At 39.5% G+C, this 26,504-nt stretch carries 21 protein-coding genes; 6 read left to right on the plus strand and 15 right to left on the minus strand.

Translation table 11 applies throughout. The annotated features are described in order from the left end of the window. The 3 genes from N7931_RS05180 to N7931_RS05190 form a co-directional block, all read right to left on the minus strand. Window positions 1-205 (minus strand): hypothetical protein (locus tag N7931_RS05180; RefSeq protein ID WP_262792433.1); only part of this gene is annotated, 205 nt, incomplete at its 3' end. Between the two features lie 119 nt (window positions 206-324). Beyond that, window positions 325-1,317: a M56 family metallopeptidase gene (locus N7931_RS05185; protein WP_262792434.1), complete on the minus strand. Its 993-nt coding sequence runs from the start codon at window positions 1,315-1,317 to the stop codon at window positions 325-327. Window position 1,318: 1 nt separating this feature from the next. Continuing rightward, entirely contained in the window at window positions 1,319-1,756 is a 438-nt protein-coding gene (locus tag N7931_RS05190) for a BlaI/MecI/CopY family transcriptional regulator (protein ID WP_262792435.1), read from the minus strand. Between the two features lie 90 nt (window positions 1,757-1,846). Between N7931_RS05190 and N7931_RS05195 the strand changes: the two genes are divergently transcribed. Beyond that, window positions 1,847-3,895, plus strand: a complete 2,049-nt coding sequence (locus N7931_RS05195) for a TonB-dependent receptor (RefSeq protein WP_262792437.1) — start codon at window positions 1,847-1,849, stop codon at window positions 3,893-3,895. A gap of 113 nt (window positions 3,896-4,008) precedes the next feature. Here N7931_RS05195 and glpQ read toward each other — a convergent pair whose 3' ends face one another. From glpQ to cyaY, 10 genes are all read right to left on the minus strand, one after another. Then, window positions 4,009-4,998: a glycerophosphodiester phosphodiesterase gene (gene glpQ, locus N7931_RS05200; protein WP_262792438.1), complete on the minus strand. Its 990-nt coding sequence runs from the start codon at window positions 4,996-4,998 to the stop codon at window positions 4,009-4,011. Between the two features lie 138 nt (window positions 4,999-5,136). Further along, window positions 5,137-6,747, minus strand: coding sequence for an alkaline phosphatase D family protein (locus tag N7931_RS05205; RefSeq protein ID WP_262792440.1), 1,611 nt, complete (start codon window positions 6,745-6,747; stop codon window positions 5,137-5,139). 8 nt (window positions 6,748-6,755) lie between these two features. Beyond that, window positions 6,756-9,620: a TonB-dependent receptor domain-containing protein gene (locus tag N7931_RS05210; protein WP_262792442.1), complete on the minus strand. Its 2,865-nt coding sequence runs from the start codon at window positions 9,618-9,620 to the stop codon at window positions 6,756-6,758. A 184-nt stretch (window positions 9,621-9,804) separates the two neighbouring features. Then, window positions 9,805-13,107, minus strand: coding sequence for a TonB-dependent receptor (locus N7931_RS05215; RefSeq protein ID WP_262792443.1), 3,303 nt, complete (start codon window positions 13,105-13,107; stop codon window positions 9,805-9,807). Window positions 13,108-13,126: 19 nt separating this feature from the next. After that, the gene (locus N7931_RS05220; RefSeq protein ID WP_262792444.1) at window positions 13,127-14,110 is read right to left on the minus strand and encodes a FecR family protein; all 984 of its coding nucleotides are present in this window, start codon (window positions 14,108-14,110) and stop codon (window positions 13,127-13,129) included. Further along, entirely contained in the window at window positions 14,107-14,667 is a 561-nt protein-coding gene (locus tag N7931_RS05225; RefSeq protein ID WP_262792446.1) for an RNA polymerase sigma factor, read from the minus strand. Before N7931_RS05225 ends, N7931_RS05220 begins: the two co-directional genes overlap by 4 nt. Before the next feature lie 72 nt (window positions 14,668-14,739). Beyond that, window positions 14,740-16,233 (minus strand): glycoside hydrolase, encoded by a 1,494-nt coding sequence (locus N7931_RS05230; RefSeq protein WP_262792447.1) that lies wholly within the window; start codon window positions 16,231-16,233, stop codon window positions 14,740-14,742. Window positions 16,234-16,513: 280 nt separating this feature from the next. Further along, window positions 16,514-17,992: a sensor domain-containing diguanylate cyclase gene (locus tag N7931_RS05235; RefSeq protein ID WP_262792448.1), complete on the minus strand. Its 1,479-nt coding sequence runs from the start codon at window positions 17,990-17,992 to the stop codon at window positions 16,514-16,516. Window positions 17,993-18,079: 87 nt separating this feature from the next. Beyond that, window positions 18,080-18,754: an alpha/beta hydrolase gene (locus N7931_RS05240; RefSeq protein WP_262792450.1), complete on the minus strand. Its 675-nt coding sequence runs from the start codon at window positions 18,752-18,754 to the stop codon at window positions 18,080-18,082. Between the two features lie 14 nt (window positions 18,755-18,768). Further along, window positions 18,769-19,098 carry an iron donor protein CyaY gene (gene cyaY / locus N7931_RS05245; RefSeq protein ID WP_262792451.1) on the minus strand — a complete coding sequence of 110 codons (330 nt, stop codon included), beginning with the start codon at window positions 19,096-19,098 and terminating at the stop codon, window positions 18,769-18,771. 69 nt (window positions 19,099-19,167) lie between these two features. Between cyaY and lptM the strand changes: the two genes are divergently transcribed. Continuing rightward, window positions 19,168-19,299: an LPS translocon maturation chaperone LptM gene (gene lptM / locus N7931_RS05250; protein ID WP_410369334.1), complete on the plus strand. Its 132-nt coding sequence runs from the start codon at window positions 19,168-19,170 to the stop codon at window positions 19,297-19,299. 12 nt (window positions 19,300-19,311) lie between these two features. Beyond that, window positions 19,312-20,565 (plus strand): diaminopimelate decarboxylase, encoded by a 1,254-nt coding sequence (gene lysA / locus N7931_RS05255; RefSeq protein ID WP_262792452.1) that lies wholly within the window; start codon window positions 19,312-19,314, stop codon window positions 20,563-20,565. A 72-nt stretch (window positions 20,566-20,637) separates the two neighbouring features. On the opposite strand, the gene N7931_RS05260 is transcribed toward lysA, so the two are convergent. After that, a complete protein-coding gene (locus tag N7931_RS05260) occupies window positions 20,638-21,162 on the minus strand; it encodes a GNAT family N-acetyltransferase (protein ID WP_262792454.1) in 525 nt (174 codons plus the stop codon). 112 nt (window positions 21,163-21,274) lie between these two features. Here N7931_RS05260 and N7931_RS05265 point away from each other — a divergent pair, with 112 nt between their 5' ends. Continuing rightward, window positions 21,275-21,736 (plus strand): MgtC/SapB family protein, encoded by a 462-nt coding sequence (locus N7931_RS05265; RefSeq protein WP_262792456.1) that lies wholly within the window; start codon window positions 21,275-21,277, stop codon window positions 21,734-21,736. A 51-nt stretch (window positions 21,737-21,787) separates the two neighbouring features. On the opposite strand, the gene N7931_RS05270 is transcribed toward N7931_RS05265, so the two are convergent. Next, window positions 21,788-23,008, minus strand: coding sequence for an MFS transporter (locus tag N7931_RS05270; RefSeq protein WP_262792458.1), 1,221 nt, complete (start codon window positions 23,006-23,008; stop codon window positions 21,788-21,790). A gap of 234 nt (window positions 23,009-23,242) precedes the next feature. Between N7931_RS05270 and N7931_RS05275 the strand changes: the two genes are divergently transcribed. Beyond that, a complete protein-coding gene (locus N7931_RS05275; RefSeq protein WP_262792460.1) occupies window positions 23,243-24,265 on the plus strand; it encodes a hypothetical protein in 1,023 nt (340 codons plus the stop codon). 68 nt (window positions 24,266-24,333) lie between these two features. Then, window positions 24,334-26,412, plus strand: coding sequence for an ATP-dependent DNA helicase RecG (gene recG, locus N7931_RS05280; RefSeq protein ID WP_262792461.1), 2,079 nt, complete (start codon window positions 24,334-24,336; stop codon window positions 26,410-26,412). The last annotated feature ends 92 nt before the right edge of the window (window positions 26,413-26,504 follow it).

Here is a 26,504-nt window from a genome sequence, read left to right on the forward strand (position 1 = left end):
GTACAAATTTTGTTCTAACTAAATGCTTTTTAATCGAGGCGCAGCATTGAAGGCCTAATGGGTTAAGTCTAAATGCTGCAACAAAGAGTAAAAAGCATTTAGGACGAACCCAAAGGGCAGCGTTTGTTTGGCATTTATTCTGCGTTGCCCCACATGGATGTGGGGTAAGGTGACTTTGCAGGAGCACAAAGTCTTTATAGCTCATTTGTGTAGCTCACTACACGTCAATCGCTATGCCTTGGATAAATACCAAACAAACTGCTGCAAAATTGCACTCAAAAGATCAACAGACCCTAGCCATTTGAGCGTGCCGGTTTCAAGCTATCACACTAACCATTCCAGAAACGGGTGGCCAAAATGCAAAGACAAAATAATCAGTATGATGTTCAGCGTAAGGTAAACCAAACTAAAACCAAACATTTTTAACTGCCAGTCAGCTTTATCTAATAATTTTATTTGCGCTGTTATGTCGGTAACTCGCACTTGCGCGGTTTTATTATTCGGCTTGATTTTGGCGTTTTTTGTTTTGTTATTCACACAATAACAACTGGCTAAATTGAGTGATTTATTTACAGAGTTTTTCAGCACTTCTACAGATTCTGCTGAGCTAGAATCCATAGCGGATAAGTCGCAGAGCAACTCGGTATTATATAAATAGTCTTGGCGAAATTGAGTTTTTACGCTGGCTGGCCAGCACCACGAACACCAGTGGATCACCCATTTTCTTAAATTATCCAACCGGCTGGCATGAATATATTCATGCTTTAATACCAAATTAAGCTCTGCTGGGGTTAATTTTTGTTTAAGCGCGCTGGAAATAAATATTTTGGGGTTAAATAATCCGGCACACCATGCCAGCGCATTCTCGGTTTCGATCACCCGATAAGCAGAATGATTGAGTGTATTTTGTTGGGTAGATGAAAACTGCTCAATTAAAGTTAAATAGCGCTTACTTACCATATATTGCTTGATTATTAGCAGTAAAATACTCAAACTTAATACAATAGCAGAAATATTAAAAATTAAACTTTCCAGATTAGAGTCATCAAAATGCAACCAGTGAGGTGAGCAATTATGGCCATGACAATGCCCCACAATCACCAATCGGGTTAAATCTGGCTGAGTGAATAAAAACAAGACTAAGCTGGCAGCAATTAACGGAAATACCGCAAAAATTAATAACACATTAAGTTTATATTTAACTGGCAGTGCATTAAGCCGTTTACCGGCAAAAGCATAACCAGCGGCGTTAATCCAGCTAAATAACAATACAAAACTAATCCAGACAAAAAGAGCGTCTGGCAAATGAGCAAGCACTTTAATCTTCCGTTTTTTGCGATTTAGCACTCAGGCTATGTTTAACCTGTTCCAATGATTCAGGTGACTCTTCACCTACATATTCAATAAAGCCAGAGATCATCGGCGCCATATCACCGCCGCTAAGCTGGCTTGCAATATCCTGCAATAAACCACTAATTATGGCACTTTGCGAAATACTGGCAGTGTATAAATAATAACGACCTGATTTTTGGCGGCTTAATAAATTTTTCCGAAATAAACGCTCCAATGTGCTTTGCATGGTGCTCAAGCTTATCTCTTCGTTTTCAATAAATTGCAAAACCTGCTGGGCAGATAACTCCCCTTCACGCCATAAAATGCGCAAAACTTCAATTTCGCGTACCCCTAAACTGGGCACTTGTGTTGTTTTTTGCCGGTTACCAAACCAGTGGCTTAATCCTTTACCCAAATTTTTCATAAAACCTAACCCTTATCGGTTTTTCTTGCATACAAGATAATGCCATTAATCACACAATCATACCAATAAATGAATACAACAGGAAAACGAATGAAAAAAATTGCAACCGCAATTATAACGGCGCTTAGTTTGCCGGCCTTGGCTGATACCCCCAAAACCGAAACAATCCAAATAGAAGGTCGTCAGGTTAATTTAATTGGCGAAGCCATTTCTGCATCGCAAGGCATTATAAGTAAACAAGAAATAGAATTAAGACCATTACTGAGAACCGGCGAAATTTTAGAGTTTGTACCCGGCATGGTTGTTACTCAACACAGCGGAACAGGCAAAGCAAATCAATATTTTTTACGCGGCTTTAATTTAGACCACGGCACTGATTTTTCTACTTTTGTGGATGGTATGCCAGTTAATATGCGCACCCACGGTCATGGCCAAGGTTATACCGATTTAAATTTTGTAATCCCTGAAGCAGTTGAAAAACTCAGCTATAAAAAAGGGGGCTATTACGCCGATGTAGGTGATTTTAGTGGCGCTGGTAGCGCCCAAATTTTTACCGCCAATAAAACGGATAAAGGCGAAGCTGAAATCACAATTGGACAAGACAATTATTTAAGGCTGGTTGGGGTGAACAGTATAAAAGCCGGACAAGGCCACTTATTTGCCGCAGCCGAATATAATCAATACGATGGCCCGTGGAAAGATATTAACGAAGATTTAGACAAAACCAATTTACTGCTTAAATTTTCTCAGCCAATGGCCGGAGGCGAATTCGCCGTTAGCTTTATGGCTTACGATAATAGCTGGAACAGTGCAGATCAAATCCCCTCTCGTGCAGTTAAACAAGACTTAATTGACGAACTTGGCTCTATTGATACTTCGCTTGGCGGTAAATCAAGCCGTTATAGTTTAAGTGCTGACTGGCAAAACAATAATTGGCATGCCTCTGCCTACGCGATTCAATACGATATGCAAATCTGGTCAAACTTCACTTATTTTTTGGACGATGACACCAATGGCGACCAGTTTGAACAAGTTGATAAACGTTCTATTTTTGGCAGCCAAATTCACTATTTAACTCAAAACAACTGGCAAGGGTTATCAGTCCAAAATAAATTGGGGATTGAAACCCGCTACGATGATATTGACGAAGTTGGCTTATATCACTCAAAACAAAGAAACCGTTTAGGTGTGGTTCGTAGTGACAAAGTTGCAGAGTTAAGTACGGCCGCTTATTGGGAAAACCGCATCGACTGGTCTGAAAACTTACGCTCTGTCTTTGGTGTTCGAGCCGACTATTACGATTTTGAAGTAACCGATTTAGCCGGAACCAATAAAAACGGTATAGATTTATCGGCAAATAATGGCGCAGCAGACGACAGTTTAACCTCAGCTAAAGCAAGCTTGATTTATACCATTAATAACGATTGGGAAAGCTATTTTTCAGCCGGACAAGGTTTTCACTCAAATGATGCCCGTGGTACAACCATAACTGTTGACCCAGTCGATGGTGCAACAGTTGAGCAAGTTGATCCTTTGGTTAGATCTTTTGGATATGAGCTTGGTTTACGCGGCTTTATTAATGAAAAACTCAATACCTCAATTGCACTTTGGTCATTAGCGCTAGACAGCGAATTATTATTTGTTGGTGATGCGGGCAATACAGAAGCTAGCCGAGGTTCTGAAAGATACGGACTGGAAGTAACCACTTACTATTATTTTTCTGAACATTTAAGCGCTGATTTTGAATATGCTTATACCGATGCTGAATTTTCAGATACAGCCCCCGAAGGAAATCATATTCCCGGAGCAATTGAGCATGTGCTGCAAGCAGGGTTAAATGCAAAATTTGATAATGGATTATTTGGCAGTTTACGCCTGCGTCATTTTGGCAAACGCCCGTTAATTGAAGATGCCTCGGTCTATTCTGGCAGCAGCTCAATTATCAATTTACGTGCGGGTTACCAATATAATAACTGGAAATTTATTGCTGATATTTTAAACCTAACCGACAGTAATGATCACGATATTGATTATTTATACGCCTCTAAACTGGCGGGAGAAACAACCGAGGTTGAAGATATTCATTACCATGTATTTGAACCAAGAAGCATTCGTTTATCGGTAAGTTATCAGCTTTAGTCCACAATTATTATTAACGCTACACTCTTTTGATATATACCCAAGCTACTGGGTATATATCATTCATTTTATTTTGAATTGTCTGGCTAAATTCAAATTCAGCATCAATTTAGCTATTTATTTTCCTGAGCGGATAAATACTTAAAAAATTTATCAGTAAAATCAGTAAACAAGCCATTTATCTCAATTTGATATACCAAAACATCAAACATATCATTTTGAGATAAATTAACAGGTAAAGTCTCTACTCTATGGGTATAAGGGTGAATTTTTAAATTGAGTGCTTTTGCGCTTTTGGCAAAATCAGTTATTTGACCTGAGTTAAAGTCAATTAAATGCTCAATACGCGGACCAATAAATTGAGTAACTTTAGCAACTTGTTTAAGTCCGGCTGGCGTTCTTAAAAAATCATAATCCGTATCTGATTCCTGCCAGCTATTTTCACCAATCAACAGGACAAGTTTTGCCTTTAGGTTTAATTCATTTTTAAGCCGCTTAACCTCATTAAAATCAAAACACTGCACATAAATTTCAGCATCAACCTTATCTAAATTATGCTGGCGTAACACCTTAATAACCGCTTTGGAAATATCTTTACCCTGCTCTTTATGCCAAAAAGGTGATTTAATTTCTGGGTATAAACCTACTTTTCTGCCTGTTTGACGATTCAGTTGGGCAATAAATGCGATTTGTTCAGCAAAAGTTGTTATTTTAAATTCGGTATTTGCCTGATAGCGATTTTTAAATACAGCTTCGCCTTTCAGGTTAGTTCTTTCATGCAGGTGTAATTGTTTGAGCTCTGCCAGCGTAAAATCTATCGCATAAAAACGCCCGTCACTTCGCCGCCTACTTGGAAAAACCTGAGCGACATTACTAACGGTATCTAAATGAATATCATGCAGCACAACTAACTGATCATCTTTAGATAAGACTAAATCCTGCTCTATATAATCTGCTCCGGCAGCATAAGCATAAGCCAGCGCAGGCAAGGTATGTTCAGGGATATAACCCGAGGCACCACGGTGAGCAATAATTAAAGGTTTAGCCAGCGCACAAACGCTAAAGCTAAGCATAAATACAAAATAAATTAGTTTTAAAAACATAAAAACTCTTATAACAGCTAATAAAAAATATGGCGGTAACCTGCGATGCAATTGAGCGTATATGCAGCAAGATTATCGGCAAATAAAACCTGCCGACAATCTTGCCTAACGCACGGGATAACTTAGTTTATATTAAGCTCAAACCTGTTTCATACCCGCTTTGCCCTGCTCTAAAACAAAACTACGGTAGGTTTGAATTGGCGAGTCAGGTGTCATTACTTTATCAACAATTTTTAAGTCTGCTTGCCAATATTCGGGGGTTACCGTACACAGTGTATAACCCCGCTTATTCACTGTCGCTTTTAAATGCGGGTTAAGCTGGTTAATTGTGTTAGTAAAGTCGTCCTGCATACTACCATCCATGCCGGAAGTAATCGAAGTCGCTAAAAACTCACTGGCAATAACTTTGTCGTCGTTATCCTGCATTAAGTCACATGCATAATGGCGATGAGAATCACCAGAAACAATAACAGTGCGGCCCAATCCATGTTTTTCTATTTGATTTAATAATCGGCGTCGGCTATGCAAATAACCAGACCAACCATCCATTCCGTACAGATCTTGTCCGGCGCTATCCTGCCCATAACTTAAATGACCGATTAACACCTGCTGAGCAAGTAAATTCCATTTGGTATCACTATTTTCAAGACCTTTAAATAACCATTTTTCCTGAGCTTCACCTAACATTGTGCGTTTATCAGAAAAAGTAGCTTTTACTTTATTTAAAGCTTTAGAGCCACCAGCAACCTGATCGCTACGATACTGTCGAGTATCTAAAATAAACGCATTAAGTAAATTACCGTATTGCGCACTTCGATATAGTTTAATTTCATTATTCATTGGCAGAGACGATAATCTCAGTGGCATATTTTCATAATATGCTTGAAACGCCATTGCTTTACGAAATTGAAAAATATGAGCTGGAGAGCCATCCTGATCAGTATCGCTTGCCCAGTTATTATCTATTTCGTGATCATCAAAACTCACAAACCAAGGCGCGGCAGCATGTGCACGCTGTAAATTAATATCTAATTTGTACAAAGCATAACGGCGGCGATAATCTTCGATACTGTAAATTTCTTGCCCGACAGTTTGGCGCATCTCCTGCCATAATTGTCCGCGGTTGGGCACGGGGCCAATGCCATGATCTTTATACTCATAAATATAATCACCATAATGAAATACAAAGTCTAAATCTTCATTCGCAATATGATTCCACGCAGTATAATAACCATGTTCAATGCTTTGACAGCCAGCAACCGCAAATTTAATTTTATCAACCGAGCTACCTGCTAAAGGCAAAGTTTTACTGCGCCCGTATAAACTTTTTTCACCGCCGCAGTTAAATCTGTACCAGTATTCACGGTTTGGTTTTAACCCTTCAACTTCAACATGCACACTATGCCCCAGTTCTGGAGCTGCGACCGTTTTACCGCTTAATACAATTTTTTTGAAATTAGGATCTTCTGCTACATCCCAGCTCACTCGAATCGGCACCATATTCATGCCCGCATGTTCAGCCAAAGGCTCTGGCGCTAAACGAGTCCAGATTACAAACCCATCAGTTGCAGGATCGCCAGAGGCGACCCCCAACTGAAAAGGATTGATCTTAAAACTCGGATATTCAAAAATACCGCGTCTTTCACCCGTTAAGGCCATCACATTAAATGGAAAAAAACTACCTATAACACCCGCACCACCTAAACCGGCGATAGCTTTTAGTAAGGTACGACGATCAATCGATTTCATACTCACTCCTAGAATGTAATAGTTGCGTTAAACTTGAATCTTTGACCGTAATCATCCACCTGTTTAACTTGATCTAATGCACCATCGGTTTGTAAATAAGTCGGCTTTTCATCCAACAAATTATACAAAGAGTATTTGAAACTAATGTTATCAGTGATGTTATGCCATAAAGACCAGTTTACGGTTGTGCGCTCGTCACGATAAACATCTTGCCAGCGACTTTCTGCTGATTGGCTATATAAATAGTTTCCGTAATAACTTGCAGTTAATCGAGTGCCACCATCAATTGCCGGAATATAATAAGTAATACCCGCATTAGCCATCCACTCTGGCTGGTCTTTGAGTCGATCTATGGTTTGGTTAATAGTTTCACCGTCATTTTCGCCATCAATTAAATAGTTCATCTCGGCTTTAATATGAGTCAGATTAAAATCTAAGTTGAATTTATGAACACCCAACTTTAATCCTTCGGTTTTAAATGCAAACTCTAAACCTTTAACCTGAGATGATTCAGCATTTCTGGGCTGTCTAACAATTAAACGGCTGTCATCTTCCAACATTTTTACGCTTTTATAATCAAAAATATCATTGCTGATTTCTTTATAAAAAGCCCCCAAGGTAACCATGGCTTTATCATCCATAAAAAACTGTCGATAAGATAAATCATAGTTAGTTGCTTCTCTTGGTTTTAAATCTGGGTTACCCATGTTAATTGAGCAAGAAGAAATGCCGTCACCTTCTTCGCCATCTTCAAAACTTTCTTCAATCTCTAACTCACCACCGGTACAACCAACAGATAATTTGGTTGCTCTGGCGATATGAGAAGGCATAGGACGCCCAATTGTCTGACTCACAGAGAATAAAACTTTCGCGTCTGAGTTTAATTTATGGGTAATATTTAACGATGGTAAAAGTTTGTCATAGCCACCGGTGAAATCACGATTTTCAGTATAATCGCCATCCAAAAACTGAGGGGTCATTGCATCATAACTCACCTCATCATATTTAGCCCCGGCTTCAACAATTGTGTTTTCATTTGCCCAGCGTAATGACGCATAAGCATCAAAAATTTGTTCATCGTATGCGTAATCATATAAAGCAGAATCATTAACCGATTTTTGAACCAAAGCATCCACTTTATTGTTTTCCATATTTGCAAACGTTGGGAAAACATCTGCCATAAAATCTTTAATGTTTAACCAAACCCACTCATGCTTACCACTTAACCACTCTGGTTTATGTCCAGAGCGCATGACATAAGGAGCAGCTAAACGTATCGCTTTACCATTTTCATCAAAATAATTGTGATGTGTTCTGTCTAAGTTCTTTTCAAGCTCTGCATCTCGGTTTTCAACCCCAACCGCAATGCCAAAGCCTTGGTCTTCATCGTCATAGTTAAATGCATAGTCCAACTTTAAATCGACCAATGTTTGCGATGAAGAGTTGCTTTGTATATAAGCTTGGCTCATTTCCCAATCTTGTAAGTTAATAACAGATTCAAACGGATCTGAACCATCAGATGCCTGCACTCCAACCGCTTTATGCGAGCCATCACTGACATAAGCATAATCGACATAAAGTGACGGATAGTCCCAGTTTGCATTTACCCGCGGGTACTTACGTATTTCAAAATAATATTGCGAGTCGTCAAAGGTTTCTTTACTCACACCTAACTTAACGTCTAACGCATGATCTCCAGTGCGATATTCAAGTGTGCTTAATAAACCTTTATTATTACGCTCCCACTGATTATGACGAGTGCGGTGATAAACACTGTTGATTAACACTGAACCTGTATCTTTGTTAATTTCAAGCGGATCATTATTTCGTGAATATAATGCATCACTGTTCATGGTACTGTCTTCCCAGTAGCGGAACTGATACGCCTGAGCAGATACATATAAATCTGCAAACCTTGGAAACCATTCTAATTTAGCAACACCGCCACTACGATGTAGTAAATTAGTATATGAACCGCCATAAAAATCGTAAGGCACTTTTGTGCCATCCCACCCCTCAGGTGGACCTTCAAGAGATGTACTCATACTTCCCATGTAGGTAGCTTCACCATTTTCAGGTAAGTTAAAATAATGGAAACGGTTCGGCCAACGTTTTTCAGCAGGACGACCACGCTCTTGATAAGTCGCTGACATTAACAAACCAAATTCTTCGTTTTCGCCAAATCGGTTACGGTATAACAAGCGGCCACCATGTCCCCATGTTGTATCTGTGCCTTTTAAAGTATTACGGCCATCACTGCCATCAAAATCAGAGTAGTTAGATTCGGTTCTAAGTTGAATGTAGTGATCATCATTTGATTTAGTTCTGCGAGTAACAATATCTAATTGACCACCAATTGCACCGGCTTCCTGACGGGCAGTAAATCTTTTATAAATATCGGTTCTGGCAGCTAAATCACTTGGGATAAGTTGCGTATTTACCCGGCGATCGCCCGAACCATTTTGACCAATTGACGCAACTGAAATACCGTCAATTGTGGTATGGTTTAAATCAGAATCCATCCCTCGAATAACTACCCAGCGAGGTTCATCTGCATCTTCAACTACACTCACCCCAACAATATTTTGCACTAACGAAGTAATGGTATCGTCAGTTAACGTAGATTCGATATCAGGAACAGAATAAGAATCAACCAAGTTAGATGTTTTAGGCGTCATCATGGTAGATTCACTACCATAAACAACCATTTCTTCTACACTGTTTGTATCTTCTGTTTGTTTTGCGCTGGCTTTAACTTTTGTTTGTTCAACTTGTGTATTCGCCTGTGCAGCATATAAATTTGCCGCCATAAAACCTGACGTTAATAACGCAAACTTTAACGCTTTAGTTAAAGGGTTTAAATTGTATCTCATGGTTATTTATTACCTTGTAAAGTTATTTAAATGTGCGCCTCAATGAGGATTCATAACCATGACGACCCGACTTTTCGATTTTTTCAGACTTTTTTAAACTTTAATAAAAGCTTAAATTAAGCTTCTGCCAAAAATAAAAATAGCTTCATTAAAATGACACAAACAAAGGGTATTTGGAGTTGAGTTAAAGCTGCTGCGAGAATTGAAGATAAAAAGTTCTGCCATCTGGATTATGCACCGCCCCAAAAAAACCATATTTCTCATCTGCCAGCGGTGCTTTTTTATCCAATAAATTTTTAATCCCTAAGGTTATTTCGGTTGATTTTTGATGGGGTGATTTTTCAAAAAAACCATTCAGATTAAATTGCGAATATAAATTTAATCTGTACCAAGGTTTTATTTGCCAATAATGTTTTTGTCCGTTTTCATCGACTCGGCTAATGCTGGATTCACTAAACTGAGCAATATAATCGAGCGATGCGCCCAATACCCAGTTATCTTTTTGCATGCTTATCAGAGCATTTCCGCGCCACTTAGGATTACCATTAATGCCAACCTGTTGAGTATTTTGAACACTGGCAATACCCAAAGCTGCAACTTTATTAAACAGCTCACCCGACTCTTGGGTGTAACTTAATAGCCGGGCTAAATTTAATCTATAGTTCACAGTCGCCAAATCATTATCTTGCCGATAGCTCAAGGTAAAATCTGCGCCTTTAATTGTTCTTAAATCTAAATTAAGGAAAGGATCATTAACATATAAAATATCACCGGCGGCTTCAATTCCTGTTCCCTGATATAAAGCTAGCTGGCTTGGTGTTGGCTCAGCCCTTTGTACATTAGGATTAAAAGACCCGTTAAGCCGGTAAACTAAATCTAAAGCGGTTTGATTACTGCCACCTAATCGCCCAACAACACTTTGCTGCTCAATTTGCCAATAGTCAGCCGTAATCGCCAACTGCTTAATATCAGCAGGTAAATAACTAAGTCCAATCGTTTTACTAATGGAGTGTTCAGGTTTGAGTTTTGCAGCCACCAGCGTAATTTCCCGTGGCGAGCCACTACACGCAGATAAATTTGCTAAACCAGAGTTAGCAGCACAAGACACATAATCAATAGTCGATGACTGACGGGCAACTCCCTGACTATTATTTTGAATTAAATTAGGTGCTTTAAATCCTTTTCCCCACATGGTTTTAATCATCCAGTCCGGTGTTAACCACCAGCTTAATGTCAGTTTAGGCACAACCACCTGACCCACATCAGATAAGCTTTCGTAGCGAAAAGCCAACTGCAAGTCTAAAGAATCAACCAAATCGAGTTTCATCTCGCTACTTAATAAAGGCACGGCTAATTCTAAATGGGCTGAAACGACATTACGTTTACCCAAAGTATCATTGGTGGCGCTGTCACCTAACGAGTCACTTTGCGAATAAAAACCGCTAACTGAATCAATAAAAGGAGACGTACCATCCAGTGCTTGCCCTCTGTTATCAAATACACTTTCGTTTCGGTATTCAGCACCAACGGCAATCCCCAAAGGCCCCGCTGGTAAACTTAAAACATTGGGGTTAGATAATTTAAAGTCGGCTAAGCTAAGTTTACTTACTCCGGTTTTATTTATCTTGGTTTTAATTGAGTCAATAATATGCACTGAATTTGGGGTTAAATCAGTTGAGAAGTCGGTAGTTTCATAATCCCAAGCACCATTAAACGGATTATAAGCATCTGGCGTAGCTAAACTTAATGCCTGCTGAAATAATGTATTAGAAACCGCATTATAAATTGTATCTTTGCTTTGCGCTCTGGAGTGCAGAATAGCGGTATCATACTCCCAGTTACCCAACCAACCACGGCTCCCCAATAACCAGCGATAACTTGAGTTTTCAACTACCCCAAAGCGATTACCGGCATCTAACACCCGGTAATGATAAAGCACTAAATCTATGCCTTCGTCTGGAATATCGACCGAGTTTAATCGATTTGGATTAACACGCCCGTCAGCAAATTTTTTTGCGCCAAACGGATTCCAATAATTGGTTTTAGGAATCACGATTCTGGCACTATCCAGTACCCGTGGTGATTCACTAAAGCGTTTTGTAATTGCTTGATAATAACTCAGTTCGGCATACAGCTCACTTTGCTCATTGAGCTGATAACTTAAATTACTAAATAAATTATAACGGGTAAGTTTTGAATATAGCTCTCGGTTGGCATCCATATCATAATACAAGCTTCTATCGGTTGCCGATGATACCAAGCCGTCATCAAAACAAAGTTGATTAATATAACTTAATCGGCAGCCATCATTTTGCTGGTGTTGAATATGCAAAATGCCATTAGCATTTGATATGTTTTGGCCATCAATGGTTGTAAGTGGCTGTTCACTTAGGGTTTGTAAACTGGCAAATCCACCAATTGGGCTTCGGTTATCAAACCCGCTTTTGCCTTCAAATAAAGTTCCGTCAACTAGCTGCATCCGGTTTGAAGAAGCCGCCTGCGCCAATTTTTTTGTCGGCACAGAGTTTCGGGTTTGCATTCCGGCAAAAAAATTAAATTTACCTTGCTCAGAGTCACCAAAATAAAGCCCTGCATTTAGCCCTAAACTGGTTTCGTTTTTATCAATTAAAGGCGCTCTGGCTCCCCTTAACGTTAAATACGCGCCTTCAACTTGCTTAGCCATATTAATATTAACCACCCCAGCTACAGCATCCGCACCATATAATGCTGATGCACTATCAGCTAAAACTTCCAGATTTTGAATCCCTAAAGCGGGGATTTCGTTAATGTTTGGTGTTAATACCGGCACTGAGTTTTCAGACTGATAGCCCGGGTGTAGCGCCATCCGTCTGCCATTAATCAGCATTAATGTATTACCACTACCGGTTGATCTTAAATTAATTGAAGCAATGTCCCCTCGCGCAGTATTAATGCCACCTTCAGTCACATTTTCATTAAATTTAACATCTCCGTTTTGTGGCAAACTCATTAAAATATCCCGTCCGTTGTTCACCCCATTAATATCTAAAATTTGACGATCCATTTTCATCACGGGTGAAGTATGGCGCTGCATAGCACCTCGGATACGGCTACCAATTACCGTTAACTGCTCAATTGTCTGCAGTGGAGTCTCTAATTTGGTATCCAGTTGATGCATTTTTTTCGCAGCAGAAAAATGCTTAGCAGTAATTAAAACAGAGTCGTTTTGCCCTTGTTTCACTTCCAGATGAGTATCAGCCAAAGCTAAAGTTAATGCAGCAAACACAGAGTCAGCCTGCGCTGCTTTTAGCTGAATATTTTGGGTAATATCAGCCGCGGCAATAATCACAACATGATACTGATTAGCGAGCTGTTGCATCGCCTGATTTAATGGTTGAGGGGATATTTTTACACTCGGCTCTGGCTTTGCATAAACCGGCAATACCCAACTAAACCAGCAACACACTAACAAGCTATAAAAATTAAGTTGAGTTAATTTTTGCTGCATAATTAGCTCTGCTGGTGATTTACATTGTCAGCCAGATAATGCCCTGACTGTCTTTGCGCCATTGAATAGAATGGGTAATCGCCAAGCCATTTAAAACTTGCTCAACCTGAGATATTGCAAATGAGGTGGTAATTTTTTGCTGGGCAATAGCCGGTGTAGCCAGTTTATATTGGGAGTCCGAATACCGGTTTAACACATCAATTAACTCACCAATAGGCCGGTTTACAAAATCAAATCTCTGCATTCGCCAAGCAGCAATTTGCTGCTGCTCAAGTTGTATAACCGGACTTAGCTGTTTCTGGCTATCTACAACAACCTGTTGCTGCTGAGTAATTTCAACCCGCTGATTTTGCGCCGTTACCGCTACCCGACCCGATTGAACATTGACCAAAGTAGCTTTGTCATGGTTTTGAATTTCAAACTCAGTACCTAATACACTAACCAGTGCATTTTGATTTTGAATATTAAAAGGTCTTAGGCTGTCATGTGCGACTTTAAAATAAGCCTCGCCAGAGCTTAAGATTAAATCTCGGCTATTTTTTGAAAAACTAACGCTTAATTGAGTGCCAGCACCTAATGTAATCACAGTTCCGTCAGCTAAATGAACTGTTTCTGTTTGTTTTCCGGCTTGATACACCATAGTTTGTGGTTGAGCTGGGGTTAACTGTGTTTGCCAGAAAAATATCACCAGTAATACACTAGCAGCAACAGCCGAAAAATAACGCCAAACATTTGATTTAACAGTTTTAGCTGCTGCTACCGCTTGTTTGGTATTGCTTTGTTCCGGCACTGGTTTTGATTTTAAATTATCAGCCAGTTTGTCAGCCATAGGCTCACTGTAGCTGGTTAGGCTTTGCGCCTGATACACCTGACGAAAAGCCTGTTCATGCTGTTTATCGGCAACTAACCACTGCTTAAATTCTGTTTTTTGTTGTTCACTGGCTTGTCCGCTTTGGATGATGCTCAGCCAGTAACTTGCCTGCTCTATATTGGCTGAGCTCATAAAGTTTTCCTGCTTAATTCCGGTTTTATTTCAACAGACGATGATTGAGATTCCCACTCCATTAACGCTTGAGTGATCACTAAGTTAGCTTTTTCTAATGTTCGGCAAATATCCGCGACCGAATAACCTAAGCTATCGCTTAACATTTGATATGTTTTGCCTTCAATTCGGGTTTCAAATAACAATTTTTGCTGTTTTGCATTCAAACCAGAAACCGCCCTGCTGACTACGTCTACTTTTTCTTGTTCAAGCACAGCTTGCTCGGTTGAGATTTGCTCAAGTGGGGCGAGTTCCAATTCGTTAAAAATATCTTCTAGCATATTATTTTGCCGCTGCATTGAACGGTGCGCGTCAATCACTAAATTACGCGCTATGGTGTAAATTAAAGCTTTCGGATTTTGAATCGGTTTATCCGTTTTATATTCAGAAAAACGAATAAAAGCCTGCTGCGCAATATCTTCAGGATCTGGCGGGCCTGAGCCAAATTTATAACGAATCTTATCGCATAATTCAGCCCAGTAGCTTTGATAAATATTATTAAAAATTGAAGGTTCCACAACATGCTCAACTCTAATACAACTCAAGCAGAATATGATATTTTAATGACAAACAAATGACAGCTCTGGAGGTTAGCTTTCAACCAACCAAAAATTAATGGTAAAAGGCTTTAACCGAGTTTCTATTGGTAGTTGAGGAAAATCGTCCAAGCTCACTTTACCTTTATTAAATTTGGCTTTTTGGCCATTTATCAGCACTTTTTTCGCATCAACACTTTTGGCGCTTAAACTATATTGTTGGTTAATTTTGCCAAATCTGCTTAATTCAATATCTGCCGGAAAGTTACCCATATTAATCAACATTAAAGTTTTTTGATGTTGATTATCCGGATTTTGCTGGCAATAAACCCGCACCCTTTTATGGCTGCTTTGCACCGCATAAACCTGCTGTCCCATTAACCTAACCCATAACCAACTTAACCAATAATCGGGTCGGGGTTTTAATGTTAAACGGTTAATTAAGCCATAGTCTCCACCAATTAGGCTTTGACGGATCATTACTTTATGGCCGGATACTGCACCGTTGCCTAATTGTTCTGCCCACCAAAAACAAGAGACAAAACGATCAGATAATTCTGGCTGACCACCGCATTGTGCAGAGCCAGTTTCGCCTGTCCAAAATTCAGCCTGAGGCTGATGTAAATGTCGCCAAAAATTTAATTTATCTGTGTATTTAGTAAAGTCCTGATATGACTTGGGTGACAACATAGCTCTGAGCGTTGCGGTTCGGGTACGCACCGGTGAGCGTTTACTTTGAAACGGATAATAGTGCCAGCTTACAATATCCAGCTCAAACGGCAGGTAAGCTAAAAATGTTTTCGTTAGGTTAGATAATGGGGTTAAAGATTCACCCAGCTTTGGCCAATAAGCACTGCCCGGCCCCATAATTTTGGTATTGGGATAATATCGCTTTAATAAATGCGCAAAAGTGGCGTAATCCTGCGCTAAGTTTTTTCCACCCGGTTGGGAGCGAATGCCATGAAATGCCCAATAAGCATTTAACTCGTTGCCCAGTTCGCACACGTCTATTTGATAATTTTGCTGCTTTGAATAATCCAGCAATTTTTGAATTTCAGAACCTTGCCAGCTACCGTGCTGACTGCGCTCAAATAATCCGTATTTAAAGGTAAATACCAGCTTTAATTGATTGCGTTGCAGAAAAGCGTGTAATTTATCCCAAATTGCCTGAGTTAAAACAATAGAATCCGGTTCATCGCTGGGTGCTTGAAAATAATGAATTTTATCCGCTTCAGAGCCGCCGATGCGTAAATAAGAGGGGCCAAGTGCTTTGACTAGCCGGTCTAGCTTTTTGGTTTGTAAATCAATTGGGGGAACACGCAAAGTACCTAAGCCACGTTTAACGCCCATGCTGCCTTCCCACCAATAGCCGCCAACTAATACAGAGATATCGATAGAAAAAGATAAATACTCAGCAGGAAGCTGACAAACCGGCTCGGCAGATATTAAAGCAACGTCAACTTGTTTAGGTTTAATTGCCCTAAAACGTAAATGTAATGCTCTGAAAGTTTTAGCGTAAATAGTCGAAAATAAACGGGAAGCGGACATAGGCCAACATAACTTTATAAAACATTAAACATTAGTGTATGACGACTTCATGGCGACTTTATGACAAATATCAGCAAATGCTTTCTATAAAGTTAAGTGTGTTTGCTTGTTCTATATCACCATTGAGATCGGCATTAATAGCGTGCAAAGCGACTACTTAAAATAGGTGTTCCTGCATTGCTCTGACACCTGCGCCCATGCAAGCAAAGCGCTATTAATAAAAAGCGCTATTAATAAAAAATAATAGCGCGTTAACCATTCATCTCTTTTTTGAAATGTACTAAGACTGGCAAACCACTTTATTACGACCTGAGCCTTTTGCTTCGTACAAAGCTAAATCGACTCGATGAATCCATGACTCTGGCGTATCCGGTTTTTCATTGTGCTGCGACAATTTAAATTCCGCCACCCCAAAACTGGCAGTTAAGGTTTCATGGTGGCTAAATTCGTAGCTACCTATATTCAGGCGAATTTGCTCAGCAATTTTAGCTGCGGCGGCTAAATTGCATTCCGGTAATAAAATCAAAAATTCTTCACCACCCCACCGGCATAATACATCCGATTCTCTAAGCTGGGTTTTAATTAGATCTACCGCCTGTTTAATCACCTGATCGCCAATTAAGTGGCCATGTTTGTCGTTGACGTTTTTAAAAAAGTCGAGATCTAATAAAATTCCGGAAAAAGTATAGCTTTTCCGCTCGGCCAAACGAATATTTTGAGCTAATAAAATATCAAAGCTATGACGGTTTAAAGCACCAGATAATCTGTCGGTTGTCGCCATGTGTTCAAGCCGCTTCTGGTAAGTTGCGATGGTAAAATAGCTCGCGGTTAATACCAAAATACTAATAATAATACTCACAACTACATTTAAAATAAGCGAATTAAACAATTTTTGAGTTTGTTCATCGTCAGTTTGTTCAATTACAACGTACCAGTTAAATTCTGGGATATATCTGGCATTAACATACACAGTATGAGGACCAGACTGGTATTGAAAAGATTTATGCTTAACCTGGGCATATTGGTGAATTAAGTCTTTAAAATCTTGTTGTAAAAGAGTTTGAGGGTTGCCAGAAAAATCACTAGTGCGTAATGTTGTTTCCCCTTCGTTATTGACAAAATACACAACTCGATTAAATTTTTGTTGGTATGTTTCAATCAACCTTTGAACTTTGTCGAGCGCTAATCCAACTCCGGTTGCACCAATAAAATTACCTTCATAATCAAACGTTTTATAATTTACAAACACAGAAAGTCTTGTAGGGTTAGCTGTATCGTGATCAATATTTATTTCATATTCATCAGGCATAGCTTTAACCCGATAATACCATTCGTTAATCGCAGGTCCTTTCTCTACGGTTCTTAATACACCGCTCGAATGGTAATAGTTAAGAGTATTATCAGACACATAAAAAGCAGTGACCGTTTGATATTTTTGTTGAATCTCAGCAAGGTAACGTACCAGCGAGCTTTGATCTTGCTCACCGGAAATAGTCCAGTCACGGACAAAAGTATCGTGCGCCATTAACGAAGATATAAAGATAGGCCGCATTAAATCGCGCTGAATTTCTGAGTAAATATTATCGCTGGTTAACGGTAATGCTGAATGAGTTATTTGTTTAGATACGGTTTGATGAGCCACTAAATAGCTCACCAAACTTGTGCTAATAAATCCGACCAAAGTTAATAAAGTAATCGATATAACAAAACGCAGTTTTTGGTTACTGCAAACACGGTTTATTAACTTGGTATTATTCATTGCTTAATTCGTAAAGTAGTGACTTATATAATTTAACAGATATTCCCTTACTCAACTCACAGCCTTGAATAAGCAAAAATCAGAATTTTAATCAGCTAAACGCTGTTGAATCCATTTTGAAATTTCTGCGATTTGTGCCGCACATACATTATGCTGCATCGGGTAATCATGCCAAGTCACATCAAAACCCGCTTGTTTAACCAGCTCGGCTGATTGTTTTCCTAACTGGCAAGGCACAATTTCATCTTGCGTGCCGTGCATAGCTAAAACCGGAGTTTGTTTGGCGGCTTCGCTCACTTCGTCCGTTAATTTATTTTGAATCGATAAATAACCGGATAAAGCCAAAATACCCGCCGCAGGATTAAGCTGACGACAACCTAAATGATAGGCCATAACAGCACCTTGAGAAAACCCGGCAATAATAAGTTTATCTGAGGTTAAGTTATCTGCTTTAAGCTGACTGTCAATTAACGCCTGCAAAGCCTGAGCTGAAGCTCTAACCCCTTTTTCATCAGCTCTTTGATTAAAATCAAAAGAGGCGATGTCGTACCATGCTCGCATAGGCAACCCATTATTAATGGTAATAGGTTGCACCGGCGCATGTGGAAATACAAAGCGGATCCCTAAATCATCACCCAGTTTAAACTCCGGCACAAGTGGCGCAAAACCATGCCCAGAGTCGCCTAAACCATGCATCCAAACCACTAAAGCTTTTACTTCGCCTTTTGGATTTACATCAATATAAGGGATTAAATCAGCCATTGTATCTCCGTTTTTTATTTAAATTTAATATCGCTTCCGGCTTGTTTGCTCGCGGCCTGATTCATAAAATGCCAGAATTCGTCGCCAAATCGTTCATCAATCCACACCCCGTTTTGATAGTTAAAATGATAACCATTAAACTTGGTCGCAACCCAAAGTTGTAATAAAGGCTCTTGTTTGTTGATGATGATTTTACTGCCGTCGGCAAATTCAATATCTAACTTTCCGCCAAAATTTTCATAATCTATATCAATTTCGTCTTCAAGTTGCTCTAAAGTTTGTTCAATTTCGAGTAAAATGTCGTCTACAAGTTGGTGATACTGAGTTTCTGTTAATTGGCTCATGAGTTTCGCTTGATTTTCCTATGATGAATGCGATTATAGTGCGCATTATTCAACAATATAAGTAGTGTTATGAGAATTCGTTTAGTTTGTTTTATGTTATTGACCATTTTTTGCCTGAATGGCTGTGGTCAAAAAGGGCCATTATATTTGCCCGAAAAACCACAAACAAGCCCAAAACAACCTTCTGATAACAATCAATAAGTGGAGTTTAGTTTGGACTTTTTTACTTATAATAACCAGCAGTTATTTGCTGAAAACGTTTCGGTTGCTGATATTGCAGAGCAATTTAACACCCCTTGCTATATTTATTCAAGAAACGCCATTGAAACGCATTGGCAAGAGTTTGACAACGCAGCGCAGTCACACCCTCATTTAGTTTGTTACGCCGTTAAAGCTAACTCTAATTTAGGGGTATTAAACGTATTGGCGCGTTTAGGCTCAGGCTTTGATATTGTATCTGGCGGCGAATTAGCACGAGTCATTGAAGCTGGCGGTGATCCGGCTAAAGTCGTTTTTTCAGGGGTTGGTAAAACTGAAGCTGAAATTGAATATGCGCTAGAAGCAGGCATTTATTGTTTTAATGTCGAATCTGAAGCTGAGCTTGATCGAATCAACAAAGTAGCGGCAGAGCTTGATAAAAAAGCACCGATTTCAATTCGGGTTAATCCAGATGTTGACGCTAAAACACATCCTTATATCTCAACTGGTTTGAAAGCAAATAAATTTGGGATTGAGCGCGAGCGTGCCATTGAAGTGTATAAACACGCGGCATCGTTAAGCAATTTAGCGGTCAAAGGCATAGATTGCCATATTGGCTCACAGCTTACCGAAGTACAGCCATTTATTGATGCATTAGATAAAGTATTAGCGCTAATTGATGAGTTAGCCGACAACGGTATTATATTATCGCATTTAGATGTAGGCGGTGGTTTAGGCGTAACTTATAACGATGAAACCCCACCAGCCGTTGAAGAGTATGTATCGGCTTTATTAGCTAAATTAACAGACAGACCTGAGCTTAAAGTCATTTTTGAGCCAGGCCGTTCAATTATGGCTAACGCAGGCATTTTGGTAACCAAAGTTGAATTTTTAAAACAAGGCGAAGAGAAAAACTTCGCGATTGTTGATGCCGCAATGAATGATTTAATTCGTCCATCTTTATACTCAGCGTGGCAAAACATTGTGAGTGTAAATACCTCGCTTGAACGCAATGCAGCAGTTTACGATGTGGTCGGCCCTATTTGTGAAACTGGCGACTTTTTAGGTAAAGACAGGGAATTAGCAATTGAATCAGGCGATTTATTAGCCGTTAAATCATCTGGCGCTTATGGTTTTACAATGGCCTCAAACTATAACTCACGTGTTCGTGCGGCTGAGATTATGGTAGATGGCGCAGACATCCATTTAGTCAGAGCCCGTGAAGAGCTAGTTGATTTATGGAAAGGCGAAGCCTTACTGCCTAAATAATTTCAACCTGTTTTATAGACCCATATCACTATAAGTCGATAAACAGACAGGTAAAATAAACAAGCCGGATTTTTAATTATAAAAATCCGGTTTAATATTTTTCTCAAGCTCTAAATCCGTTAGTACCATTTCACCCGCAGCTTCTTTATTAGTTTTTCCAGTTACACTAAACCCATGTTTTTGATAAAAATTGATCGCTTTTTGGTTGGTATCTAATACCCATAACTTAATGCGCTTGGCTTTGTGTGCACGCAGAGTTTTTTCGCAAGTTTTGTATAACTCACTGCCAATACCCGCGTTGTACCAGTTGGGTGAAATATATAATGAGCTCAGTTCATAATCAGAGGTATTTTGATAATGTTTAGGCTGACCAAAACAAATAAAACCAAGCACCTCAGTTTTATTTTCGGCAATAAACACTTGAGCTAAATTACGCTCAATAATATTAGACCAAAGTTTTATCCGCCTTTCGGCAGTATAGCTGGCGATATATTCATTAGGCATGAGCCCTTTATAGGCTGATTGCCACGAGCTTAGGTGGATCTGTGATATTGGCTCAATATCCTGTTTTTCTGCTTTTCGGATGAAGCAGCTCATAATTTATATCCTTACCGCTAACGCACTAAATCATTTCACAACAACTTTACCAAAGCCAGTGTTCTAAGCCATACTGTTATAACCTAAAAAATTAAAAATATAAAAGATAAAAATGCCGGAACTTAATATTGATTTTAATCTGATTTTTTTTCATTTCTGCCAATTAGGCATCGCTTTAGTATTATCACTACCCATCGCGCTTAACCGTGAAACTCATGACAAAGGTGCAGGGCTTAGAACATTCCCACTGGTTACCATTGCCTCATGTGCTTTTATGTTGGTTGGAATGAGTGTTTATCAGGGGTCGGATGCCGAGGCCAGAGTCATGTATGCCATAATCACAGGCATGGGGTTTATTGGTGGTGGCGCTATCTTTAAAAAGGATGATGGCGGCAGTGGTACAGCAACCGCGGCAGGTATTTGGAATACAGGTGCAATTGGGGTTTCAGTCGCTTATAGCCGCTACGAAATAGCTATTGTACTGTCTGTTATTGGATTTTTAATTTTTCAATTTTCGGGAATTGTAAAAAGTGCAGCGTGTAGAAAAGATGATTTTATTGATGGTGAAAAATAAGAGCATGAATAAACATGCTCTTACGTTATCCAGAATTTAGGTTAACTCACTTTAACAAGCATCTGGCAAAGCGTTACACTCAGCTTGTTTTGATTTAGCTTTTAATTGAAGATGGCTTAACCACCACATTAATAAACCACCGGCAAATAAAATAGCGGCCGAAGTACCGGTTTGATTTGGCAATGCACCTTGCGCAATTACAATGCCTCCAACCCAAGGGCCAATTGCATTAGCGGTATTAAACGCACATTGTACCAAAGCGCCGATCATCGCATGACCTTCAGGCGATACATCCATTAACAATGACTGGATCACAGCTCCTAAACCAACACTAAATCCAATACAAAAAATCACCGCATATAAGAGCCAAATATTATAGCTGGCATAAACATACGCAAACGAAAAAACAATACAGGCGACCAAAGCTATTCCGGTTGTTGGCATCGGGGATTTATCACCCAGTTTACCTAAAATTAAATTGCCGACAGTACAGCCAATACCAAACATAACCATAGCAATAGAAATGGTATAAGCCGGTGTACCAGTAACCGCTAAAATGGTATCGGCAACATAAGTGTATACACAAAATACCCCACCAAAACCAATTAATACTATGCCTAAAATAGACCAAACCAGTTTATTTTTAAGTACCCCAAACTCATTCATTAAGTTAGAAGGCGTTTTATTTTTTTGGTTAGGAATCACTTTAAAAACCAGCAAAAATACAACAAAAGCAATCGCTGAAGCGCCCATTAAACAATAGCGCCAGCTAAAGTTTTGGCCAATCAAAGTGACTAAAGGCACACCAATAATAGTCGCAATCGTTAAGCCCAAAAATACTTTAGAAATAAAAGTAGAGCGCTTGCCTTGCGGCGCAATATCTGACGCTAATAAAACGGCCGTACCAAAATAAGCACCGTGTGGTAAACCACTTAAAAAACGACAAAAAATAAGTTGATTTAATGATTCCGAAAATGCACTTAACCCGTTAAACACACACATCATGCCGACAAAAATAGCCAACGCATTACGCTTTTTCATATTTGCGGTTAACAGCATTAAAATTGGCGCACCTACGACTACACCAATTGCATAAGCACTAATTGCATAACCACTTTGCGATGGTGTGGTTGCAAATGTTTCACTAATCAAAGGCAACATAGGCATCATAGAAAACTCGGTTAACCCAAGAATAAAGCCACCCATTGCCAAAATGAGTAAAATAGGAAATACACTTACCTCAGCTTTCGCCGGTACAGCATTGTATGACATAAGACGCCCTAAATTGTTTGAAGTGTGCGAAGAACTCGCGGTAAATAAGTTGAGATTGAAGATTTATTACAGTAAATCTGACCATTATTATAAAGCAGCAAACAAGCGACACGCTAGCAAATCAATCTAAAAATGTGCAATAATTTCAATTATTTTGAGCTGATAACAGTTAGTTAAAATAACGATCACCTTAACTAAACAGACTGCAACTAAAGATTAAAAAACAAACAAGTTATGATTAAATTAAATTGCCCTAAATGGTTTACCAGCTACTCTTTTTTACAGTTTATCATCGCTGGTATTTTTATCTTAATCAGCCAAATAAGCTTTGCACAAAATAATACGTTAGCGTTGCAGCAACAAGCCGCTGAAACGCTGTCGACAGGAAAAATACTCGCGCTGGGTGATGTGCATGGCTCTGAATTTATTGTAAATCACTTAATCCAATTACTTGAAAACCCTCAGGTTTGGAATCAACTGGATAACCTAGTTGTCGAGGCAGGCAACTCACAATATCAACAACTGGCTGATGATTATTTTGTTAAAGGCATAGCTCACCCAAAAGCTCAAATCAGACAAATATGGCGCAACACCTTATATTTTATGGCATGGCAATATCAGGTGTATGAAGATTTATTTGATAAGCTCCATGAACTAAACCAAAAAAGAACACATAAAGTCCGCTTGGTATTAGCCGAACCGGCATTTAACTGGCAAACCATCAGCCCAGAGCAATGGCAAGCACTCACCAAAAGCCGCGAGCAAACTTATACCGATATAATAGAAGCTGAGGTTATTCACAAAAACCAAACTGCCATCTTATTATTCGGCACTTTTCATTTAATAAAAAAGCCGGTTTGCATCAGCAATAAAGCCGATATGTTCGATTCTGTAGTATCTCGTCTTGAGCAAAAATATCCAAATAAAACCCAAGTTTGGTGGCCTTATTTAAAAGCCGACCAGTTATTGCAACCGCAGCCGGTGCAACCAAAATTATTCGACTTAAAACACGCCCAATTTGGCGCTTTGCCAATTGCTAAACTTTCACCTAGATTTTGTGCCAGCAACACTAATTTATTTAATCAATTGGCTGATTTTTATATTTATTTAGGCGATGATAAAAGAAACGCAAACATCTCGCATACCGCATTAACAGATAAAAATTGGCATGCACAAATGGCTAAGCGCGCAAAAATAGTAGATAAACGCACCCAACAGCAAATTGTTAACTGGTTAAATACAGCGGCTAAAAAATAAAACTAAAGCTTGTACTTTTGCAAAAAGCCAAGCTAAGATACTGTTAATTTAAACAGTTAATTAATATTATGCAAATCAGCCGCTTAGCAAAACAACCTGTTACTAGCTTATCTGGTGTTGGCCCCAAATTGGCTGACAGGTTGGCTCATTTGCATATTCACTCAGTCGAAGATTTATTATTTCATTTGCCTTTTAGGTATCAGGATAAAACTCATATTTATCCGGTTTGTGATTTATTACCGGAGCTTCAAACCAGCATTCAGGGCGAAATTATCAGCAGCCAGATTACGTTTGGTAAAAAACGAATGCTCAATTGTGTTGTCGATGATGGCACGGGTTTAATTACGCTCAGGTTTTTTAATTTTAATGCCGGACAAAAAAATCAATTAGCCAAAGGTAAAATCATCCGTGCATTTGGGGATATAAAACGAGGCCGAACAGGTTGGGAAATTATCCATCCCGAATACAAACTTAGCAATAATCAAATCATAGAGTTAGAAGAAGCTTTTACCCCTGTTTATTCAACCACAGAGGGGCTAAAACAAAACACATTACGAAGCTTAACTGAACAAGCACTCAGCCAATTAAAAACAAGCGGTGTTGAAGAATTATTACCTTTGGTGACTGAAAACCAACAATATAGTTTACAGGCAGCTTTAGAACTGATTCATCGGCCACCGCCGGATGTCTCTTTAGAGCTACTGGAATCGGGTCAGCACCCTGCACAGCAAAGGTTAGCGCTTGAAGAGTTAATCGCTCATAACCTCAGCATGCTTAAAATACGGGAAACGGCTCAGCAAGTGCCAGCGGCAAGCATTCCGGTTGCAACAAAATTAATTGATACATTTATTGCCAGCTTGCCATTTAAGCCAACTCAAGCTCAACAAAGAGTTGTAAACAAGATCCAGCAAGATATGCAAAACCCTTATCCGATGATGCGTTTAGTTCAGGGTGATGTGGGTTCAGGTAAAACTCTGGTCGCCGCTTTAGCTGCGCTTTCGGCTTTACAACAAGGTTTTCAGGTTGCGTTAATGGCACCAACTGAAATTTTAGCAGAGCAACACGCCGTTAATTTTAGCCGCTGGTTTGAGCCTTTAGGGTATAAAACCGATTGGCTGGCTGGCAAATTATCAGCCAAATTAAAGCGCGAGGCACAACAGCGAATCGCCAGCGGTGAAAGCAAAATGATAGTTGGTACGCACGCTTTATTTCAGCAAGACGTTGAGTTTAACAACCTGACCTTAGTCATTGTTGATGAACAACACAGATTTGGCGTTCATCAAAGATTAAGCCTACGAGAAAAAGGCACTCAATCAGGCTTAGCACCGCACCAATTAATTATGACCGCCACCCCAATTCCCCGAACCTTAGCCATGACAGCCTATGCCGATTTAACCACATCAGTCATAGATGAATTACCGCCCGGCAGAACACCGGTTAGCACAGTTGTATTACCTGATACCCGCAGAGACGAAGTAATCCAACGCGTTTACCAAGCTTGCAAAAACGAAAACCGACAAGCTTATTGGGTATGCACATTAATTGAAGAGTCAGAAGCTTTACAATGCCAAGCCGCAGAAGACACAGCTTTTCAACTGCAAGCCCAATTACCGGAGCTAAGCATAGGTTTAGTACATGGCAGAATGAAAGCCGGTGAAAAGCAACAAGTCATGGATCAATTTAAACAAGGTAAAATGGACTTGCTTGTTGCCACAACCGTGATTGAAGTTGGGGTCGATGTACCCAATGCAAGTCTAATGATAATAGAAAATCCTGAACGACTCGGTTTGGCTCAACTGCATCAATTACGCGGTCGGGTTGGACGAGGCTCAACCGCCAGCCATTGTGTATTAATGTATAAAGCACCACTGTCTGATACCGGCAGTAAACGTTTGGCCGTTATGCGCGAAAGCACAGATGGTTTTTATATCGCACAAAAAGATTTAGAAATCAGAGGGCCGGGAGAATTATTAGGTACAAAACAAACCGGTGATATGAACTTTAAAATAGCTGATTTATTACGCGACAGCGAGTTAATTCCTCAAGCCAGAAACTTAGCTCGCCAAATCATTAACCAACAGCCAGAATTAACCGCTAAATTAATCAAACGTTGGGTTGGAAGCAAAGAAATTTATACTCAAGCCTAAATAAACTATAATCGCTCATAAATAACCAAAAATGTGATGGATATAACATTTTATTTTATTGGCTTCATTGACCTAACCAAAAGTAAACCACT

The sequence above is a fragment of the Catenovulum sp. 2E275 genome, assembly GCF_025515275.1.
In the GTDB taxonomy this organism is placed as follows: Bacteria; Pseudomonadota; Gammaproteobacteria; order Enterobacterales; family Alteromonadaceae; genus Catenovulum.

Coding starts and splice junctions, on each gene's coding strand:
- N7931_RS05270 (WP_262792458.1), bottom strand. CDS start 23,008: ATGTCATACAATGCTGTACCGGCGAAAGCTGAGGTAAGTGTATTTCCT.
- N7931_RS05215 (WP_262792443.1), bottom strand. CDS start 13,107: ATGCAGCAAAAATTAACTCAACTTAATTTTTATAGCTTGTTAGTGTGT.
- recG (WP_262792461.1), top strand. CDS start 24,334: ATGCAAATCAGCCGCTTAGCAAAACAACCTGTTACTAGCTTATCTGGT.
- N7931_RS05190 (WP_262792435.1), bottom strand. CDS start 1,756: ATGAAAAATTTGGGTAAAGGATTAAGCCACTGGTTTGGTAACCGGCAA.
- cyaY (WP_262792451.1), bottom strand. CDS start 19,098: ATGAGCCAATTAACAGAAACTCAGTATCACCAACTTGTAGACGACATT.
- N7931_RS05240 (WP_262792450.1), bottom strand. CDS start 18,754: ATGGCTGATTTAATCCCTTATATTGATGTAAATCCAAAAGGCGAAGTA.
- N7931_RS05275 (WP_262792460.1), top strand. CDS start 23,243: ATGATTAAATTAAATTGCCCTAAATGGTTTACCAGCTACTCTTTTTTA.
- N7931_RS05210 (WP_262792442.1), bottom strand. CDS start 9,620: ATGAGATACAATTTAAACCCTTTAACTAAAGCGTTAAAGTTTGCGTTA.
- N7931_RS05195 (WP_262792437.1), top strand. CDS start 1,847: ATGAAAAAAATTGCAACCGCAATTATAACGGCGCTTAGTTTGCCGGCC.
- glpQ (WP_262792438.1), bottom strand. CDS start 4,998: ATGTTTTTAAAACTAATTTATTTTGTATTTATGCTTAGCTTTAGCGTT.
- N7931_RS05265 (WP_262792456.1), top strand. CDS start 21,275: ATGCCGGAACTTAATATTGATTTTAATCTGATTTTTTTTCATTTCTGC.
- N7931_RS05205 (WP_262792440.1), bottom strand. CDS start 6,747: ATGAAATCGATTGATCGTCGTACCTTACTAAAAGCTATCGCCGGTTTA.
- N7931_RS05220 (WP_262792444.1), bottom strand. CDS start 14,110: ATGAGCTCAGCCAATATAGAGCAGGCAAGTTACTGGCTGAGCATCATC.
- N7931_RS05230 (WP_262792447.1), bottom strand. CDS start 16,233: ATGTCCGCTTCCCGTTTATTTTCGACTATTTACGCTAAAACTTTCAGA.
- N7931_RS05260 (WP_262792454.1), bottom strand. CDS start 21,162: ATGAGCTGCTTCATCCGAAAAGCAGAAAAACAGGATATTGAGCCAATA.
- lptM (WP_410369334.1), top strand. CDS start 19,168: ATGAGAATTCGTTTAGTTTGTTTTATGTTATTGACCATTTTTTGCCTG.
- N7931_RS05235 (WP_262792448.1), bottom strand. CDS start 17,992: ATGAATAATACCAAGTTAATAAACCGTGTTTGCAGTAACCAAAAACTG.